This window comes from Streptomyces deserti (assembly GCF_054782695.1).
Genome location: NZ_BAAGRZ010000007.1, coordinates 113,812 through 131,438, shown reverse-complemented (window position 1 = coordinate 131,438; position 17,627 = coordinate 113,812). Strand labels below are relative to the sequence as shown.

Genomic DNA, 17,627 nt, shown 5'->3' with positions numbered 1-17,627 from the left:
ATGGCGACCGAGGGGGACAACGTCCGTGTCATCGCGGGCCGTTACCGTCTGGAGGCGAGGCTCGGGCGTGGCGGCATGGGCGTGGTGTGGCGGGCGACCGACCAGCTGCTCGGCCGCCAGGTGGCCGTCAAGGAGCTCCCCGTCGACGAGACGCTCTCCGCGGACGAGGCCCGGCGCCAGCGGGACCGTACGCTGCGCGAGGCCCGCGCGGTCGCCCAGCTGCACCATCCGCACATCATCGTCGTCCATGACGTCGTGGTGGACGACGGGGGCGACGAACGCCCCTACATCGTCATGGAGTTGATCGACGGCGGCTCGCTCGCCGACCGTATCGCCACACGCGGCCCCGTCGACGCCGCCGAGGCCGCCCGCATCGGCATCGCCCTGCTCGGCGCGCTGCGCACCGCGCACGCGGCCGGCGTCCTGCACCGCGACCTCAAGCCCGCGAACGTCCTGCTGGAGGCGGGCACCGACCGGGTCGTCCTCACCGACTTCGGCATCGCCCAGGTCGCGGGGGCCACCACGCTCACCGAGACCGGTTCCTTCGTGGGCTCGCCCGAGTACACCGCACCCGAGCGGATGTCCGGCGCCCGGACCGGGCCCGAGTCCGACCTGTGGTCGCTGGGCGCGCTGCTGTGCGCGGCCCTCAGCGGTGAAACGCCGTTCCACCGGGACTCGTTGGGCGGTGTCCTGCACGCGGTCGTGGTCGGCGAGATCCGGCCACCCGCACAGGCCGGGCCGCTGCTGCCCGTCGTGCGCGGTCTGCTGGAGCGCGATCCGGACCGGCGGCTGGGCGCGGACGCGGCGGAGCGCATGCTGCGGGCCTTCCGCGAAACGGGCCGCACGCCCCCTGTGCCGCCGCCCGGGTACGTGCCGACGGAACGGGAGGTGCCCCGCCGGGGGCTGTCGGCACAGCGGGACGCCGCCGGTGCGCAGTTCCCGCTGTCCCCGCAGTCCCCGCTGTCCCCGCTGTCCCCGCTGTCCCCGCTGTCCGCGCAGTCCTCGATGCCGCAGGACGCCGTCGGCCGACAGCCGCCCATGCGGCCGGGCGTGGATCACTGGCAGATGTCGGCGCCCACCGCGGAGAACCCCGCCCGGCAGTCCGCGCGGGGCGTGCTCGTGGCCGCGGCGCTGGTCGCCGCGATGGCCGGAGCGGGCGTGTCCGCGGCGGCACTCCTCATGGACCGGGGCGGCGACGGCGGTGGTACGCCGGCGAGTTCGGCGCCGGAGACACCCCCGACCGGCACCGCTCCCACCTCCAGCACACCCGCCCGCAGCACTCCTGCCCCCACCTCGACCGTCACCGTGACCCACACGCCCTCCCCGGCCGCCGTGACCCGCTCCGCCACGCCCTCGGGCCACCACGCGCCCTCGGGCTGATACGACGTGTGGGTGTCGGCACCGGTCGGGAAGGCGCGGGAGGCGAAGGAGTACTTCGACGTCGCGGTCGGCACGTTCGCAAGCACGTCCCCAAACGGGAGATAAGCCTCACCACGCGTCACGGCTCTGTGACCGGAACGCCGTCACAGTGGATACGCAAGCGCTTGGCGCGATATGGATGAACCCATGAGCAACAACGGGGGAGCCCGACACGGGGCCGACGAGCCGACGAGTTTCGCTCTGCAACCACCGAATCCACCGGTGCGGGCGCCACACCCGGGCAACCCGTACGCCGCGCCCACCCAGGTGGCGCACGCCGCGCCCGGGCCTCCTCAGGACCCCGGCGCCGGGCGGCTCATCGCCGGCCGGTACCGGCTGATCGCCAAGCTCGGGCACGGCGGCATGGGCACGGTCTGGCGGGCCAAGGACGAGACGGTGGACCGCGAGGTCGCCGTCAAGGAGCCCCGCGTCTCGGACCATCTTCCCGAACGAGAACGTGCCAACGCCTTCGAGCGGATGCGCCGCGAGGCACGCGCCGCGGCCCGGCTCGGCCACCCGGCGGTGGTCAACGTCCACGACGTCGCGGTCGTGGACGGCCAGCCGTGGATCGTGATGGAGCTGGTGCAGGGACGTTCGCTCGGCGACGCCCTCCAGGAGGGCACGCTCGGCGCGCGCGAGGCGGCCCGGATCGGCCTGGAGGTGCTGGGCGCGCTGGAGGCCGCGCACGCGGCGGGCATCCTGCACCGGGACGTGAAGCCGGACAACGTCCTGCTCGGCCGCCACGACCGGGTCGTCCTCACCGACTTCGGCATCGCCCAGATCGAGGGCGAGACGAACCTGACCGACACCGGCGGCTTCGTCGGCTCCCCCGAGTACATCGCGCCGGAGCGGGTGCTCGGCCAGCGCCCGGGCCCGGCCAGCGACCTGTGGTCCCTCGGCGTGGTGCTGTACGCGGTGACGGAGGGCGTCTCCCCGTTCCGCCGCAGCAACACCCCCGCCACCCTCCAGTCCGTCCTCAACGCCACGCCCGCACCGCCCGCCTCCGCGCACGGCCCCCTCGCCGAGGCCATCACCGGCCTGCTGCAGAAGGACCCCGCGCGCCGCCCGAACGCCGCCCAGGTCCGCGCCCTGCTCGAGGCGGCCGCGCACCCGCCGGCCCCGCAGCCCACCCAGGTCGTGACGGTCGCCGGTCCCGACGGCGGGGGCGGCCGGGGCGGCCGGTTCGGCCGCACGGCATGGATCGGGCTCGGCGCGGCGGTCGTGGCGGCGGCGGTGACGGCGTACCTGGTGATCGCCGAGCCGTTCGCGGGGCCGTTGCCGGAGGGATGGAAGAAGCGAGATCTCGGCGCGAGGGTCGGCTCCAGCATCGGCGTGCCCGCCGGCTTCGTGAAGCAGGAGCCCACCAGCGACTCGAACGGGACGATCGTGAGCTTCGTCGACCCGAGCGGGGCCGTGCGGATCAGCGTCGACCGCGACATCAAGGCGGAGGACAAGGACAACAAGATCCCGGAGTCCGCGCCGGCCAGGGCCTTCGAAGAGTGGACGATGCTCAAGGACGGTGAGTACAGCTGGGACGTCGCCGGCGACCCCGCCCCCAAGGGCGACCCGAAGGCGACCACCTGGAAGGACCGCGAGGCCGCCGAGAACACCGTCGTCTACACGAGCACCGGCATGGAGGCGCGCGTACGAGAGGCCAGGGTCCTGTACTACCGCGCGGGCAACGGCGACATGTACCGGCTCTGGATCGACTACCCGGGCAAGGGCCACTTCACCGAGGAGGGCCGGGAGATCGCGAGAACGGCGTTCGCCAACTGGGAGATCGGCAAGCTCTGAACCGTCCCGGCCGAGGCCCGCGTCGACAAGGAGCCGCCCCGCACGGTACTCATGAGGCATGAGTGAGGGCGGCGAACATCAGCGCGACGGTCGGCTGGTCGGTGGGCGGTACCGGCTGATCGAGCGCATCGGCTCCGGCGGAATGGGCACGGTCTGGCGGGCCCTCGACGAGCGCGTGGACCGTGAAGTCGCCGTCAAGCAACCGAGGCTGCCCGGTCACCCCGAGGACGAGAGCCACCGGCGGGCTGCCCACCGGCTCTACCGCGAGGCCCGCGCCGCCGCCCGCGTCGACCATCCCTCCGCCGTCGCCATCCACGACGTCGTCGTCGAGACGGAGAGCCCGGACGGGGTGGCCGCAGTGGACGCGCTGGACGGACTCCCTTGGATCGTCATGGAGTTGGTGCGCGGCGAGTCCCTGCACGAGGTGCTCCAGCGCGGCCCGCTGGAGGCGCGGGAGGCCGCCCGCATCGGCCGCGCCGTCCTCGGCGCCCTGCGCGCCGCGCACTCCGTCGGCATCGTGCACCGCGACGTGAAGCCCGCCAACGTCCTGCTCGGCCCGCACGACCGCGTCGTCCTCACCGACTTCGGCGTCGCCCACATCCAGGGCGAGGAATCCCTCACCGCCAGCGGCGAGTTCATCGGCTCGCTGGAGTTCGTCGCCCCCGAGCGGATGTCGGGGCGGACCGCCGGACCGGCCTCCGACCTGTGGTCCCTGGGCGTACTGCTGTACGCCGCCGTCGAGGGCTGGTCCCCGTTCCGCCGTACGACACCGGAGTCCACGCTCGCCGCGATCCTCGCGGCCGACCCGCCCGAGCCGAAACAGGCCGGCCCCCTCGGCCCGCTGATCGGACGTCTGCTGGCGAAGGACCCCGAGCAGCGTCCGGACGCGAAGGAGGTCGCCGATGCCCTGGACCGGCTGACCGTCCGGTGGCCGGAGCCGGAGGGGGCGGCCCTGGCGGAGGCCCAGGACGCGTCGCTCATACGGGGGTTCGCGGACGACACGGGGACGGTCTGGCTGGGAGGGTCGACCACCGGACCCGCTGAGCGTGCCGAATCCGCCGGGCCTGCCGACGCCGGGCCCGCTGAACCCGCCATCCCCGCCGAGCCCGCCAACTCCCCGGCAGAGGCACGCGATGAGCCGGAGGAGGCCCGCCCCAGCTGCCTGTCCGAGCCGGAGACCGAGCCCGCACTCGCCACCTCCACGACCTCCGCCACCTCCACGACCTCCGCCACCTCCACGACCTCTACCTCTACTCCGCCCACCCCGACCCCCCGCCCCCACCGCCTGCTCCGCCCCGCCCCCCTCGCCCTCCTGGGCGCGCTTCTCCTCCTCGGCGGCATATCCTCCGCCGCCTTCCTCGGAGACCTCGACAGCCGAACAGCCGCCGAACAGACCGCCCGCGCGACCTCCACCCCCACCACCACTGCCACCAGGCACGCCCCCAGCCCCACCCCAACCCGCACCGACGCCTGGACCACCCACCAGGAGAAGGACATGAACGCCGTCCTCTCCGTCCCGAGCCGGTACACGAAGTTCGCCCGGCAGGGCAGCGCCTCCTACCAGCCCCGCATCGTGATCTACGCCAAGGACGCCGTCCACGTCCGCCTCACCCAGTGGGACAGGGCACCCCGCTCCCCGATGGGCCAGGCCCAGGAGGCGCACCGGACGTGGGACAGCTACAAGGGGGACGCCCGGACCCAGTACACGCGCACCAGCGTCCAGGGATACGAGGCCGTCATCGCCGACACGACGTACGACCTGGACGACGCCCCCACCCGCGTCATGGAACTGATGATCCGCACCGACGACAGCCGCATGTACGAACTGCGCGTCGACATGCCCAAGGGCACTCCGCAGGAGAAGCACGGCACGGCCGTGTTCAGGGGCGCCCGCGACCGGCTCCGGATCGTGAAGGACTGAATCAGCATCAGGTTTTGCCGTACAACGCCCTGATCAGCGCATTCGTTGCCAGTGTCCACTGGCGTGGTGTGTGCAGTCGGTGAAGCCGCGTTACCGACGGGTACCCAAAGCCCCCGCCGCCGCATACCCTGCGGCTCATGACGGACGCGCAGGCCCCGGAGAAGACCGGCACGGCAATGACCGGCACGGCAAAGACCGGCACGAACCCCATCGCCCCCGCCCCGGCGGGCGCCCGCACCGCCGCCGACGTGGTCACCCCCGAGCTGGTCGCCCAGCTCACCAAGGGTGTCGTCGGCTCGGGCCGGACCGCCAACCACACGCCGTTCACCGGTGAGAAGCTGGCCGACCTCCCCGAGTCGACGCCCGAGGACGTGGCGAAGGCCTTCGAGGCGGCCCGTACCGCCCAGGCCGTGTGGGCGCGGACGCCCGTACGGCAGCGCGCCGCCGTCCTGCTCCGCTTCCACGACCTGGTGCTGGAACGCCAGGCCGAGGTGCTCGACCTGATCCAGCTGGAGACCGGCAAGGCCCGCCTGCACGCCCACGAGGAGGTCCAGGCCGTCGCGGTCGCCGCCCGCCACTACGGTCGTAAGGCGGCCGCCTATCTCCGGCCCAAGCGGCACACCGGCGCTGTCCCGGTCCTCACCAAGGCCACCGAACTGCGCCACCCGCGCGGGGTGGTCGGCCAGATAGCCCCCTGGAACTACCCCCTGGAGCTGTCCGTCGGCGACGCGCTGCCCGCCTTCGTCGCGGGCAACGCCGTGGTGATGAAGCCCGACACCGAGACCTGCCTGACCGCCCTGTGGGCCCGTGACCTCCTCATCGAGGCCGGGCTGCCCGCCGATGTCTTCCAGGTCGTCCTCGGCGACGGACCGGTCGTCGGCCCCGAGGTCGTCCGGCACGCCGACTACGTCTCCTTCACCGGCTCCACCCGCACCGGCCGCGAGGTCGCCCAGGGGGCCGCCGCCCGCCTGGTCGGCGTCTCCCTCGAACTCGGCGGCAAGAACGCCATGCTGGTCCTGGAGGACGCCGACATCGAGAAGGCCGCAGCGGGCGCCGTCCGCGCGTGTTTCTCGTCCGCGGGCCAACTGTGCATCTCGATCGAGCGGTTGTACGTCCACGAGTCCGTCGCGGACGCCTTCCTGGACCGCTTCGCCGCCCGTACCAAGGCCCTACGGCTCGGTACCTCCCTCGCCTACGGCGCCGACATGGGCTCCCTCGTCGGCGAACGCCAGCTGGAGACCGTCAAGCGGCATGTGGAGGAGGCCGTCGCCCAGGGCGCGAAGGTCGTCGCCGGCGGGACGGCCCGCCCGGACGTCGGCCCGTACTTCTACGAGCCGACCATCCTGGACGGCGTGACCGAGCCCATGGCGGTCTGCACGGAGGAGACCTTCGGCCCGGTCGTGTCGGTCTACCGCTTCAAGAGCGAGGACGAGGCCGTCGAACGCGCCAACGCCACACCGTACGGCCTGAACTCGTCGGTCTGGACGAAGAACGCCCGCCGCGGCCGCGAGGTCGCCGCCCGCCTGCGCACGGGCACCGTGAACATCAACGAGGGGTACGCGCCCGCGTACGGCAGCGTCCAGTCGCCGATGGGCGGTATGAAGGACTCCGGCCTCGGCCGCCGGCACGGCTCCGAGGGCATCCTCAAGTACACCGAGGCCCAGACCGTCGCCCACCAGCGGCTGCTGCCGATGGCCCCGTCGCTCGGCATGGACGACGAGCAGTACGCGCAGTTCATGAGCCGCAGCCTGCGCCTGATGAAGGTGCTTCGTTTCCGCTAGAACGCCGGAGCCGAGGACGCCCGGCCGCACCCGTTCTCAACGAGGAGAGCACGTGTCACAGGAGAAGACTGTCCAAAAACAGGACGACAACGGTTACGAGGACGGTTACGAGGACGGTTACGACTACGACGTGATCGTGGTCGGTTCCGGCTTCGGCGGCTCGGTCTCGGCCCTGCGCCTGACCGAGAAGGGCTACCGCGTCGGCGTCCTGGAAGCCGGCCGCCGCTTCACCCGCGAAACCCTCCCCAAGAACTCCTGGGACCTGAAGAACTACCTGTGGGCGCCGAAACTCGGCATGTACGGCATCCAGCGCATCCACCTGCTCGGCAACGTCATGGTCCTGGCGGGCGCGGGCGTCGGCGGCGGCTCCCTCAACTACGCCAACACCCTCTACGTACCGCCGAAGCCCTTCTTCGAGGACCCGCAGTGGCGGGACATCACCGACTGGCAGGAGGAGCTGAAGCCGTACTACGACCAGGCACGGCGCATGCTCGGCGTACGGATCAACCCGACCATGACCCCGTCCGACGTGCACCTGAAGGCGGCGGCCGAACGGATGGGCTGCGGGGACACCTTCCACCTCGCACCGGTCGGTGTGTTCTTCGGCGACGGCAAGGACGCCGACGGGACGGTGACGGCGAAGCCGGGCCAGCAGGTGCCCGACCCGTACTTCGGCGGGGCGGGCCCGGCCCGGCGAGCCTGCGCCGAGTGCGGCGAGTGCATGACGGGCTGCCGGCACGGCGCGAAGAACACCCTCAACGAGAACTACCTGTACCTCGCCGAGAAGGCGGGCGCGGTCGTCCACCCCATGACGACGGTCGTGTCGGTCACCGAGGACTCGCGGCGCGGATACGCCGTCGCCACGCTCCCGACCGACGGCCGCCGCAAGGCGAAGGGACGCACCTACACGGCCCGCCAGGTCGTCCTGGCCGCCGGCACGTACGGCACGCAGACGCTGCTGCACCGCATGAAGACGGGCGGGCAACTGCCGTACATCTCCGACCGACTCGGCGAATCGACCCGTACCAACTCCGAGGCGCTGGTGGGCGCGCAGACGGACGACCGCCGCTACCGGAAGGCCACCGGCGCGCCGAAGGTGGACTTCACGCGGGGAGTCGCCATCACCTCCTCCATCCACCCGGACGCCTACACCCACATCGAGCCGGTCCGCTACGGCAGGGGCTCCAACTCGATGGGCAGCCTGTCGATCCTCCAGGTGCCGTACGCCAAGAGCGGCTCGGGCACGGCCCGGGTCCTGGGCTTCCTGGCCCACGCGGCGAAACACCCCTTGCTGGTGCTGCGCTCCCTGTCCAACCGCCGCTGGTCGGAGCGGACCATCATCGGGTTGGTGATGCAGTCGCTGGACAACTCCCTGACGACGTACCTGAAGCCGAAGGGCGTGGGCCGGGGCCTGCTCACCGCCCGCCAGGGACACGGCGCCCCCAACCCCAAGCAGATCAAGGCCGCCACCGAGGGCGCCTCCGCGCTGGCCGCCGAGATCAACGGCTTCGCCGGTTCGAACATCGGCGAGCTGATGGGCACCCCGCTCACGGCCCACTTCCTCGGCGGCTGCCCGATCGGCGCCTCCCGCGAGACGGGCGTGATCGACCCGTACCACCGGCTGTACGGCCACCCCGGCATCTCCGTCGTCGACGGCGCCGCGGTCTCCGCGAACCTGGGCGTGAACCCGTCCCTGACCATCACCGCCCAGGCCGAGCGGGCGATGTCGTACTGGCCCAACAAGGGCGAGACCGACCCGCGCCCGCTCCAGGGCGCGGCGTACGAACGCCTCCAGCCGGTCGAGCCGAAGTCCCCGGCGGTCCCGGCGAACGCGTTCGGCGCGCTGCGGCTGCCGTTCCTGGGGATGCCGGCGGTTCCGCCGAAGCAGTAGCCGGCCGCCGGCCCAAGCCCCGGCGGGCACAAGAAAGGGACCTGTGCCCCCCTCCGAGCCCAGGTCCCTCTCTTGGCGCTACGCGCTACGCGTTACGCCTCCACACCGGCCTTGCGCCGACGCACCATGAACACCGCACCCGCACCGGCGACGACGGCGACACCGCCGACGAGGCCGATCACCGGCAGGGCGGAGCTGGAGCCGGTCTCGGCGAGGTTGCCGGTCGGCAGCTCGGAGACGTCACCCTGCGGTTTCTTCACCGAGCCCTTGTCGCCGTCGCTCTGCTCGGCCGTGCCCGGGTCGGGGTTGGTGGAGCCGGCCTTCAGGACCTGGAAGTCGTACCAGGCCCAGCCCTCGGCCACGCAGTCCTGGCCGTTGACGTTGTCGAGGTAGGCGCCGGAGCCGAAGGAGTAGGCGTCGCCGGCCGGGGCCTTCGCGTCGATGCTGACGCGCAGGTCGACGGTCTTGCCGGCCTTCGACTTCAGCTCCTCCATGTAGAAGAAGTAGTCACCGGCGTAGCCGTTCGGGTCCCGGATCTCGTCCCAGGAACCGGTCTGCGGGTTCTTGAACTCCAGGTCGACGTACGGGCTCAGGAACTTGGACTCGTCCTCGAGCTCGTAGTTCTCGACCTCGGCGTAGAACGCGACGCCCTTGACATCGGTGTCCGACTCGTTGGTGACGACAAGCTTGAAGTTGTGGTACCCGTCACCCGCGACGATCTTGCCCGGCAGGCCCTTGATGTCCGCGGACACCTTGGCGTCACCGAAGTCCTCGTCCAGTTCCTCGCAGTACGGGACCTCGGGGTCCACCGGGTCCTCGCTCGGCTCGGCGGACTTGGTGGGCTCGGGCTCGTCCGTCGCGGTCTCCGTGGCAGACGCGGTGGGCGACGAGTTCGTCGGCGTGCTGGTCGGCACATCCGTGCCGGTCGGCGTGGCGGTGGCCGTGTCGGTCGGCGTCGCCGTCGTGTCGGTGGGGGGCGCGGCCGGAGTCGTGCTGACCGTGTCGGTCGGGGGCGCCGACGACGTCTCTGTCGTCCCCGTCGGGTCCGTCGCGAAGGCGGCGGGCGCGGACAGCAGGGCGAGCGGCGCTATGACGGCGGTCGCCGCCGCGGCTGCCATGGCACGGCGAAGCTTCATGAAGACCTCAGGAAGTCCGGCGTACTGCGCCGGACGCAGTACGAGATGGGGGAGGCCTCCGCCTGTGGGGTGCGGTGGGGCCCTTGGTTCTGCGTGTTTGATTCGCGACAGGTGTGAATGGTTGCCCCGGCATTCACAGAATTCTTATGTGGCCTGCGTCACGTCTTATGTGGCCTGCGTACACGCCGAAGTCCGGCTGGTGAAGGAGGGCGGTGCGGTGTGGCCGTACGCGGACGTGCGAAGGGCCCCGCGAGGCGGAGCCGCGGGGCCCTTCTTCTCGTCAGCACCGACGTCAGGGCAGCGTCGGTGCCTGGGGAGCGGCGCCGGGGGGTTGCGCCGCTGGACTCGGATGCCCTGGGGCGGCGCCCCGGTTGTACGGGGCGCGACTGGTCTGGACTGGTCTCGACCTCTGGCACTCGTGCTTTCTACGCATCGTGCTGGATGGGCGCGGCCTCCGCAACCGTTTGACCTGAACTTGGACCATTTCCGCCGGTCGGCCCCGGGCGTCCCCGGAGCCGACCGTTCTCTTGGTGACCGGGCTGCTGTCCCCTGCCGTCCGGTCACTTCCCTGGAGCGAGGTCCCACGACGTACGGCACGATCCGTACGTCTCATCGCTCCAGCGAGCCACGCGTGGTTCTTTTCGGGCCCGCCCCTGGCTGGCACGGACACCGGGACCAACGAAACGGCCCCCGGCACGGTCACGCGCCGTACGGGTAAGGGCGGATGCGTACGTCTGTACCGGGAACGCGTCTGCTGTACCGGGAACGCGTCTGCGCCAGAAAGGCGTTGGCGCCAGAATCGCGTCCGAGCCAGGAACGCGTCCGCGTCAGGAACGCGTCTGTGCCAGGAACGCGGATTCAGACCTTCCCGCGGCACAGCTCCAGCAGGGTCATCGCGAGGGCCGTGCCCGGCTTGCCCAGCGCCTCCCGGTAGTGGCCGAGGATCTCCATCTCGCGGGAGAGGTTCACACGGCGGCCGCCGGAGGTGATCCGGGCCTCCTGGATGACGGCGGAGACGGCCATGCGTTCCTGGATCAGGCCGATGATCCGGTCGTCGAGCGCGTCGATGCGCTCCCGGGCGCCGGTGATCACGTCGGCGGCCTCAGGGGTGCGTGCGCCGGTCACGTCGAGGGTGGTCATGCGGGGCTCCTCATCGGATGGGGGTGAGTGCCCCGGAGCGTCAGGATTCGGAAACGCCAGGCGCCCCGGACCTTGTCGGCCCGGGGCGCCTGGGAAGTCGCTTGTCAGTTGCTCAAGCAGCACGACCATGGCAGCCGGCGGGCCGGATGCCATAGGTAAAGAGGAAGGTCTGGTGCGTGAGCATGGGGTTCAGTATGCCGTGGGGGCGGGTGACGTCCAACACGGTTCGCATGGTGAGACGGGGGTCTGGTCCCGGCCCGGGACGTCTCCCACCTCCACCTCGGTAGAATCGGTGGGCACAAGCCCCCGCCCAACCGCCGGAAGGCACCCCGTGTCATCAGCGACCCCCGCTGCCACCGCCGCCGACACCGTCCTGGTCGTCGACTTCGGCGCGCAGTATGCCCAGCTCATCGCCCGTCGCGTCCGTGAGGCCCGGGTCTACAGCGAGATCGTGCCGAGCACCACGCCGGTCGAGGAGATGCTCGCCAGGAACCCGGCGGCGATCATCCTGTCCGGCGGTCCCTCGTCGGTGTACGAGGAGGGCGCCCCGACCGTCGACCGCGCGCTCTTCGAGGCCGGTGTCCCCGTCTTCGGCATGTGCTACGGCTTCCAGCTCATGGCCCAGAGCCTGGGTGGGACGGTGGACAACACCGGCGCCCGTGAGTACGGCCGTACGGAGCTGCACGTCTCCAAGTCGTCCTCCACCCTCTTCGAGGGCACCCCGGCCGAGCAGGCGGTGTGGATGTCACACGGCGACGCCTGCTCCGCCGCTCCCGAGGGGTTCACCGTCACGGCCTCCACGGACGTCGTCCCGGTCGCCGCGTTCGAGAACGACGACAAGAAGCTGTACGGCGTCCAGTACCACCCCGAGGTGATGCACTCCACGCACGGGCAGCAGGTGCTGGAGCACTTCCTGTACCGGGGCGCGGGCCTCACCCCGTCCTGGACCACCGGCAGTGTGATCGAGGAGCAGGTCGCCGCGATCCGCGAGCAGGTCGGCGACAAGCGCGCGATCTGCGGTCTGTCCGGCGGTGTGGACTCCGCCGTGGCCGCCGCCCTCGTCCAGAAGGCCATCGGCTCCCAGCTGACCTGCGTGTACGTCGACCACGGCCTGATGCGCAAGGGCGAGACCGAGCAGGTCGAGAAGGACTTCGTGGCCGCGACCGGTGTGCAGCTGAAGGTCGTGGACGCCGAGGAGCGATTCCTCAAGGCGCTCGCCGGGGTCACCGACCCCGAGGAGAAGCGGAAGATCATCGGCCGCGAGTTCATCCGGGTGTTCGAGCAGGCCCAGGCCGAGATCATCGCGGACGAGGGCCCGGCGGTCGAGTTCCTGGTCCAGGGCACCCTCTACCCGGACGTGGTCGAGTCCGGTGGCGGTACGGGCACGGCCAACATCAAGTCCCACCACAACGTCGGCGGGCTCCCCGAGGACCTCGAGTTCAAGCTGATCGAGCCGCTGCGCAAGCTGTTCAAGGACGAGGTCCGCATGGTCGGCCAGGAGCTCGGCCTGCCGGAGGAGATCGTCCAGCGCCAGCCGTTCCCGGGCCCCGGCCTCGGCATCCGTATCGTCGGTGAGGTGACCAAGGAGCGGCTCGACCTGCTCCGCGAGGCCGACGCCATCGCCCGCGAGGAGCTCACGGCGGCCGGCCTCGACCGTGACATCTGGCAGTGCCCGGTGGTCCTGCTCGCGGACGTGCGGTCCGTCGGCGTCCAGGGCGACGGCCGGACCTACGGCCACCCGATCGTCCTGCGCCCGGTGTCGTCCGAGGACGCCATGACGGCCGACTGGTCGCGGCTGCCGTACGACGTCCTCGCCCGGATCTCCACCCGGATCACCAACGAGGTCAAGGACGTCAACCGGGTCGTCCTCGACGTGACGAGCAAGCCGCCGGGGACGATCGAGTGGGAGTGAGCCTGTCCTGACGCTCAGGTCCGCTTGAGCGTGCGCACCGGCTCTCCGGGCTTCCAGACCTGGACGACCAGGTACGTGTCGTTCTCGACGTAGGTCCGGACGACCTCCGTCAGCTCGGTGCGGAAGAGGTGGAACGGCTCCGGCGGTTCCACCTCTTTCGTGTACCTGGCCTTCGTCCCGGCGTCCTCGACCTCGATCGCCCGTCCGCTGATCCGGACGTCGCCGCCGCCCATGGACTGGCCCTCCCCGGGGTTCGCCTGGAGCGCGAAGCGCGGGTCGCGGCGCAGGTCCAGCGCCTTGAGCGAGTTCGGCATCATGCCGAGCCACAGCTCGCCGTCCAGGAAACGGACCTCCAGCCCGGTGGTGCGCGGCGAGCCGTCCTTGCGGAGGGTGGCGAGGACGTGGTGGGTGTACGCGCCGAAGCGTTCCTCGATGGTCTTCGCCAGGTCGGGTTCGGCGGTCGCGAAAGCTGCCCAGTTCGCTGTCATACGCCAGAGTCTGCCGCTGATATCCGACATCCTCTGTCGGGTTTCGGTGGATGACCCACGCGTCACCCGGAGGGCTGCACTTTCCCTCCCGTCCCTCTTCTTTACAGAAGAGCCCTGTCCTCCGCGGCTGACCGACGGTAACTTCCGCCCCGTACCGCAACCAGTGCTGGAGGACCTATGCACGGGCCCACCCCGCCCCTGCCGCTGCCCACCGACCGGCTGCAGTTCGCGATGCCGCCGATGCACGAGTCGGTCGAGGACGAGCGCCGGCACCGCAGGGAGCGGCTCGCGGGCGCGCTGCGGATCTTCGGGCGGCTCGGCTTCGAGGACGGCGTCTCGGGACACATCACCGCACGCGACCCCGAGTTCACCGACTGCTTCTGGGTCAACCCGTTCGGGATGCCGTTCCGGTACGTCACCGTGAGTGACCTGGTGCTCGCCAACTCGGACGGGCAGGTCGTCGACGGCCGCTACCACGTCAACCAGGCGGCGTTCACCGTGCACGCCCAGGTGCACGCCGCCCGCCCCGACGTGGTCGCCGTCGCCCACTGCCACTCCGTGCACGGCCGGGCCCTGTCGGCGCTGGGGGACCTGCTGGACCCGATCACCCAGGAGAGCTGCGCCTTCTACGAGGATCACGCGCTGTACGACACCTACACCGGTGTAGCCGTCGACGCCGACGAGGGGCGGCGCATCGCCGCCGCGCTCGGCTCCCGCAAGGCGCTCGTGCTGCGCAACCACGGGCTGCTGACGGTCGGCGACTCGGTGGACGCGGCGGCCTGGTGGTTCGTGTCGATGGAGCGGTCCTGCCAGGTGCAGCTGACGGCGAAGGCGGCGGGCCGGCCGGTCCTGATCGACCACCGGATGGCGGTGGCGACCCGGGAACAGGTGGGCGGGGACCTGGTGGCATGGATCAACTACCAGCCGATGTGGCAGGACATCAGCCGCAGCGAGCCGGACCTGCTGAGCTAGAAGCCGCGCAGGACGACCGCCTTCGTCATTGCGAACTCCTCGTCCGTGAGCACCCCTTCCCGGTGGAGCTGGCCCAACTCGCGCAGCCGGCGCAGGAGTACGTCGTGATGGTCGGCCGGGGACGGGACGGCGGACGTCAGGCGGGGCCGGCCGGGAGACTCGCCGGCGTCGACGGCGGTCCGGGAGGACGGGTGCGGCAGCCGGGCGGTGACCGCGGTCGCGACGAGCGCGGTGAGCAGGTCGCGGCGGGCGCTGCCCCACAGGTCGAGGGCGTACGGGTCCTTCTCCGGCGGCAGTTTGGAGTACACCGTCTCGCGGGTGACGAACCGCAGGAAGCCGTCCTCGTAGCTGGAGTTGGGCAGCCACTCGACCTGGACGAGGTCGCCGATGTTGATGATCCGCGGGCCCGTGGCGCGTTTCACCCGATCGGAGGTGTCGGCCCAGTCGATCCGCACCTGAGTGCCGTCGAAGGAGACCGTGCCGTCGGAGGAACGGACCGAGACCGGGACCGGCGGGCCGGCCAACAGGTACGCCTTCGTGGGCTCCTTGGGAACCTGGTCGAGGAGCAGGGCACGACGGATCTCCTCGGCGACGTACTCGGCGACTCCGGCCCGGTCGAGGTCCACCGCCAGCCGGTACGGGTCCGCCGCGTCCGGCAACCGGCCGCCGGTCGCCTGGAGCAGCGGGTCGGCGCCCTCGCGCAGCCGCAGTCGGAGCCGTCCGCGCTTGCGTTCGGGCTCGAAGACGATGCCCGAGACGGCCTCGAGGGGCACGGCGACCTCCCCGTACGTCTGCCGGAACAACGCCACGGAGCGGTGCAGGCCCGGCGTGATCCGGACCGTGCTGCCGTCGAAGGCCCAGGTCCCGTCGCGCTGGATGATCTCGGCCATAAGGGAATTCTCGCAGCCGGGTCAACACGGCACGCCGGACTTCACCCGTGCTGACCAGACGTGGCAGACGTGGAACGCGTGGTGTAGGGCACAATTCGCTGTCGTCGCACGGGAGTTGTCGTAGCCGTCGGTGTACGGCGGTGGGGGCCACGGTTTCCGTGGGGCTGTTGCCGGTTGTTCTGGTCGTGGGGAAGGCGGGCGTCGGGCGTGGCAGCGCAGGAGGCGAGACAGGGCGGGGCGGATTCGGGTTCGGGCTCGGGAGCGGGTGGGGGTGCGGGGACGGGGGCGGGTGTGCGCGGGGGCGCGCATGGTGGTGTGCCGGGGAGTGCCTTGGGGAGTGCGCCGGGGAGTGCTCTCGGGGGTGGGCGGGGGAGTGCTCTGGGGAGTGGGCAACGGAGTGCCGTTGGTGGTGCGCCGGGGAGTGGTGGTTGCGGGGGTGCGCTCGGCGGTTCGTACGGGAGTGGGGTGGGGACTGTGCATCAAGGTGGCTGCACCTGTGGGGACTGTCCGCACGGGGCGCGTGAGGGGCATCGGCGGGCGGTCGCCGCGTTCCTGCGCAAACGCGAGGAGTTCGCGGCCGGGCAGGGGGTGCCGGCCGCGGTGGCCCACTCGGCCTCGGCCTCCCGCCAGTGGATCTCCGAGGAGCTGACGCAGTCCGCCGCAGTCGTCGCCGAACGTGGGCGGGCCGAGGGCGAGGCATGGCTGGCACACCTGTGGCGCCGTACGGCGGGTGTCGTGTGGGCGCTGGTCGTGCTGCTGCTGGTGGTGCAGTCGCTCACCGCGATCGGCGCGGGCTGGACGGCGGCACGCACCGCCGGGCTGCTGGCGGCGGTGGTGGTCGCCGCCGCGCTGACCGCGGCGTCGTGGTTCCACCGGGCGCGTGGCGGGGCGCTGGCGCCGGTCATCGGCGAGGACAACCGCCTGTCCACGTCCCGGGCGGTGGCGGCGGCCTGGGTGTTGTTCGTCGCCTACGCGGTGGTGGTGCTGGTGTCGGCGGCGACGTATCTCGCCGGGAAGTACGCGGAGGGTGGGCGGCCGGTGATTCTGTCCGTGGTGCGGGCGCGGGAGATCGGCGACCTGGACGCGCCGATCCGCACGGGCGACGACATCGAGATCCGGGGCGCCGGATTCGTGCCGCCGGGGGCGCAGGGGGCCGACCGGCTGTCCCGGATGGTCGTCCGCATCGGCACGGTGAACGCCCACGTCCCGCTGGTCCCGGTGCCCGGCGGCTTCGACAACCCGACGGACACCTTGCTGAGGGTGCCGGTGCCGGCGGATGTGGAGCCGGGGCGGGTGGCGGTGCAGGTGGTGATGGCGGCGGGGGTGGAGACGAATCGGTATGTGATCGATGTGACGGAGTGAGGGGGCCTCCGGCGGTGGTGTGGGAGGCCTTCAGCGGCCAGTGCGGGTGGGGTGGTGGCTGGTGTAGCGCCTGCTCCTGCGTTGTGGGTCGGGGCCGCGCCGGGCCAGTCACGCCGTAGCCGCTCAGCGGCGGGATCAGTCGTGCCGCTGGGGTGATGGGGTCCCCTGCTCGAGCGAAGCCGAGAGCTTGGGAGAGGGTGGGCGCGGCGGCACCCCCGTAGCGCGGTTGCGACCCCCTGCCGCAGCCACAGCGCCGGGTCCCCGGGAAGCGGTCAGCACGCATCTGTCGGAAAAGCGGGCCGTTCAGGATTGAGCCGAGCCTTTTTGTCGTACGTATTGTCTCTTGAGGGGGTCTCGGCACGGCGGGTGAGAGGCGGCTGGCAGCGATGACTCACAGTATGCGGACGGACACGTACACCCCCCACCACCACGACGACGGCCGCGACTGGCGGGACACCGCCACTCGCTACGCCCTGCTTCCCCTGCGTGTTTTCCTGGGCGTCACCTTCATTTACGCAGGACTGGTCAAGCTCACCGACAGCGCCTTCATGAAGGACGCCGGTTCCGGGTCGATCGGCGACACGATGCGCGCCGTCCGGGACTCCTCCGCCATCCCGGCCCTCGTCGACCTCGCCCTGGAGAACCCTGTCGGCTTCGCCTACGTCATCGCCATCGGAGAAGTGGCCGTCGGCATCGGCACCCTGCTCGGTCTGTTCGCCCGCCTGGCCGCGCTCGGTGGTGCGCTGATCTCGCTCAGCCTCTGGCTGACCGTGAGCTGGGCCTCCGACCCGTACTACTACGGCAACGACCTCGCCTACCTCATGGCCTGGATCCCCCTCGTCCTGGCGGGTGCCTCCCTGCTCTCCGTGGACGCCGCCTTGCGAGCGCGGCGACGGCAGCGGTCGGGGGGTTATCGGTAGG

Annotated in this window: 12 protein-coding genes and 1 pseudogene; 9 read left to right on the top strand and 4 right to left on the bottom strand. The window is 71.4% G+C overall.

From position 1 onward, the window contains the following. From ACYVMZ_RS15410 to ACYVMZ_RS15390, 5 genes and pseudogenes are all read left to right on the top strand, one after another. A pseudogene (locus ACYVMZ_RS15410) lies at nt 1-1,356 on the top strand (serine/threonine-protein kinase); the annotation flags it as partial. A gap of 210 nt (nt 1,357-1,566) precedes the next feature. Then, complete coding sequence (locus ACYVMZ_RS15405) at nt 1,567-3,213, top strand: serine/threonine-protein kinase (RefSeq protein WP_461079793.1); 1,647 nt, start codon at nt 1,567-1,569, stop codon at nt 3,211-3,213. A 58-nt stretch (nt 3,214-3,271) separates the two neighbouring features. Then, complete coding sequence (locus tag ACYVMZ_RS15400) at nt 3,272-5,134, top strand: serine/threonine-protein kinase (RefSeq protein WP_461079791.1); 1,863 nt, start codon at nt 3,272-3,274, stop codon at nt 5,132-5,134. 137 nt (nt 5,135-5,271) lie between these two features. Then, entirely contained in the window at nt 5,272-6,915 is a 1,644-nt protein-coding gene (locus ACYVMZ_RS15395; protein ID WP_461079789.1) for a succinic semialdehyde dehydrogenase, read from the top strand. Nucleotides 6,916-6,967: 52 nt separating this feature from the next. Then, complete coding sequence (locus ACYVMZ_RS15390; RefSeq protein WP_461079787.1) at nt 6,968-8,806, top strand: GMC family oxidoreductase N-terminal domain-containing protein; 1,839 nt, start codon at nt 6,968-6,970, stop codon at nt 8,804-8,806. A gap of 92 nt (nt 8,807-8,898) precedes the next feature. On the opposite strand, the gene ACYVMZ_RS15385 is transcribed toward ACYVMZ_RS15390, so the two are convergent. Further along, nucleotides 8,899-9,942 carry an LAETG motif-containing sortase-dependent surface protein gene (locus tag ACYVMZ_RS15385; RefSeq protein WP_461079785.1) on the bottom strand — a complete coding sequence of 348 codons (1,044 nt, stop codon included), beginning with the start codon at nt 9,940-9,942 and terminating at the stop codon, nt 8,899-8,901. Between the two features lie 858 nt (nt 9,943-10,800). Continuing rightward, on the bottom strand, nt 10,801-11,211 hold the full coding sequence (locus tag ACYVMZ_RS15380; protein WP_461080052.1) for a chorismate mutase: 411 nt from the start codon (nt 11,209-11,211) through the stop codon (nt 10,801-10,803). Between the two features lie 202 nt (nt 11,212-11,413). Between ACYVMZ_RS15380 and guaA the strand changes: the two genes are divergently transcribed. Beyond that, nucleotides 11,414-12,994, top strand: coding sequence for a glutamine-hydrolyzing GMP synthase (gene guaA / locus ACYVMZ_RS15375; RefSeq protein ID WP_461079783.1), 1,581 nt, complete (start codon nt 11,414-11,416; stop codon nt 12,992-12,994). 14 nt (nt 12,995-13,008) lie between these two features. On the opposite strand, the gene ACYVMZ_RS15370 is transcribed toward guaA, so the two are convergent. After that, nucleotides 13,009-13,482, bottom strand: coding sequence for a pyridoxamine 5'-phosphate oxidase family protein (locus ACYVMZ_RS15370; RefSeq protein ID WP_461079781.1), 474 nt, complete (start codon nt 13,480-13,482; stop codon nt 13,009-13,011). A 177-nt stretch (nt 13,483-13,659) separates the two neighbouring features. On the opposite strand from ACYVMZ_RS15370, the gene ACYVMZ_RS15365 reads away from it, so the two are divergent. After that, the gene (locus tag ACYVMZ_RS15365; RefSeq protein ID WP_461079779.1) at nt 13,660-14,454 is read left to right on the top strand and encodes a class II aldolase/adducin family protein; all 795 of its coding nucleotides are present in this window, start codon (nt 13,660-13,662) and stop codon (nt 14,452-14,454) included. Here the strand turns inward: ACYVMZ_RS15365 and ACYVMZ_RS15360 are convergent. Further along, nucleotides 14,451-15,344, bottom strand: a complete 894-nt coding sequence (locus ACYVMZ_RS15360) for a DUF4429 domain-containing protein (protein ID WP_461079777.1) — start codon at nt 15,342-15,344, stop codon at nt 14,451-14,453. The genes ACYVMZ_RS15365 and ACYVMZ_RS15360 overlap by 4 nt on opposite strands. Before the next feature lie 465 nt (nt 15,345-15,809). Between ACYVMZ_RS15360 and ACYVMZ_RS15355 the strand changes: the two genes are divergently transcribed. Both ACYVMZ_RS15355 and ACYVMZ_RS15350 read left to right on the top strand, forming a co-directional pair. Then, nucleotides 15,810-16,706 carry a hypothetical protein gene (locus tag ACYVMZ_RS15355; RefSeq protein ID WP_461079775.1) on the top strand — a complete coding sequence of 299 codons (897 nt, stop codon included), beginning with the start codon at nt 15,810-15,812 and terminating at the stop codon, nt 16,704-16,706. A gap of 386 nt (nt 16,707-17,092) precedes the next feature. Then, nucleotides 17,093-17,626: a DoxX family protein gene (locus ACYVMZ_RS15350; protein WP_461079773.1), complete on the top strand. Its 534-nt coding sequence runs from the start codon at nt 17,093-17,095 to the stop codon at nt 17,624-17,626. The last annotated feature ends 1 nt before the right edge of the window (nt 17,627 follow it).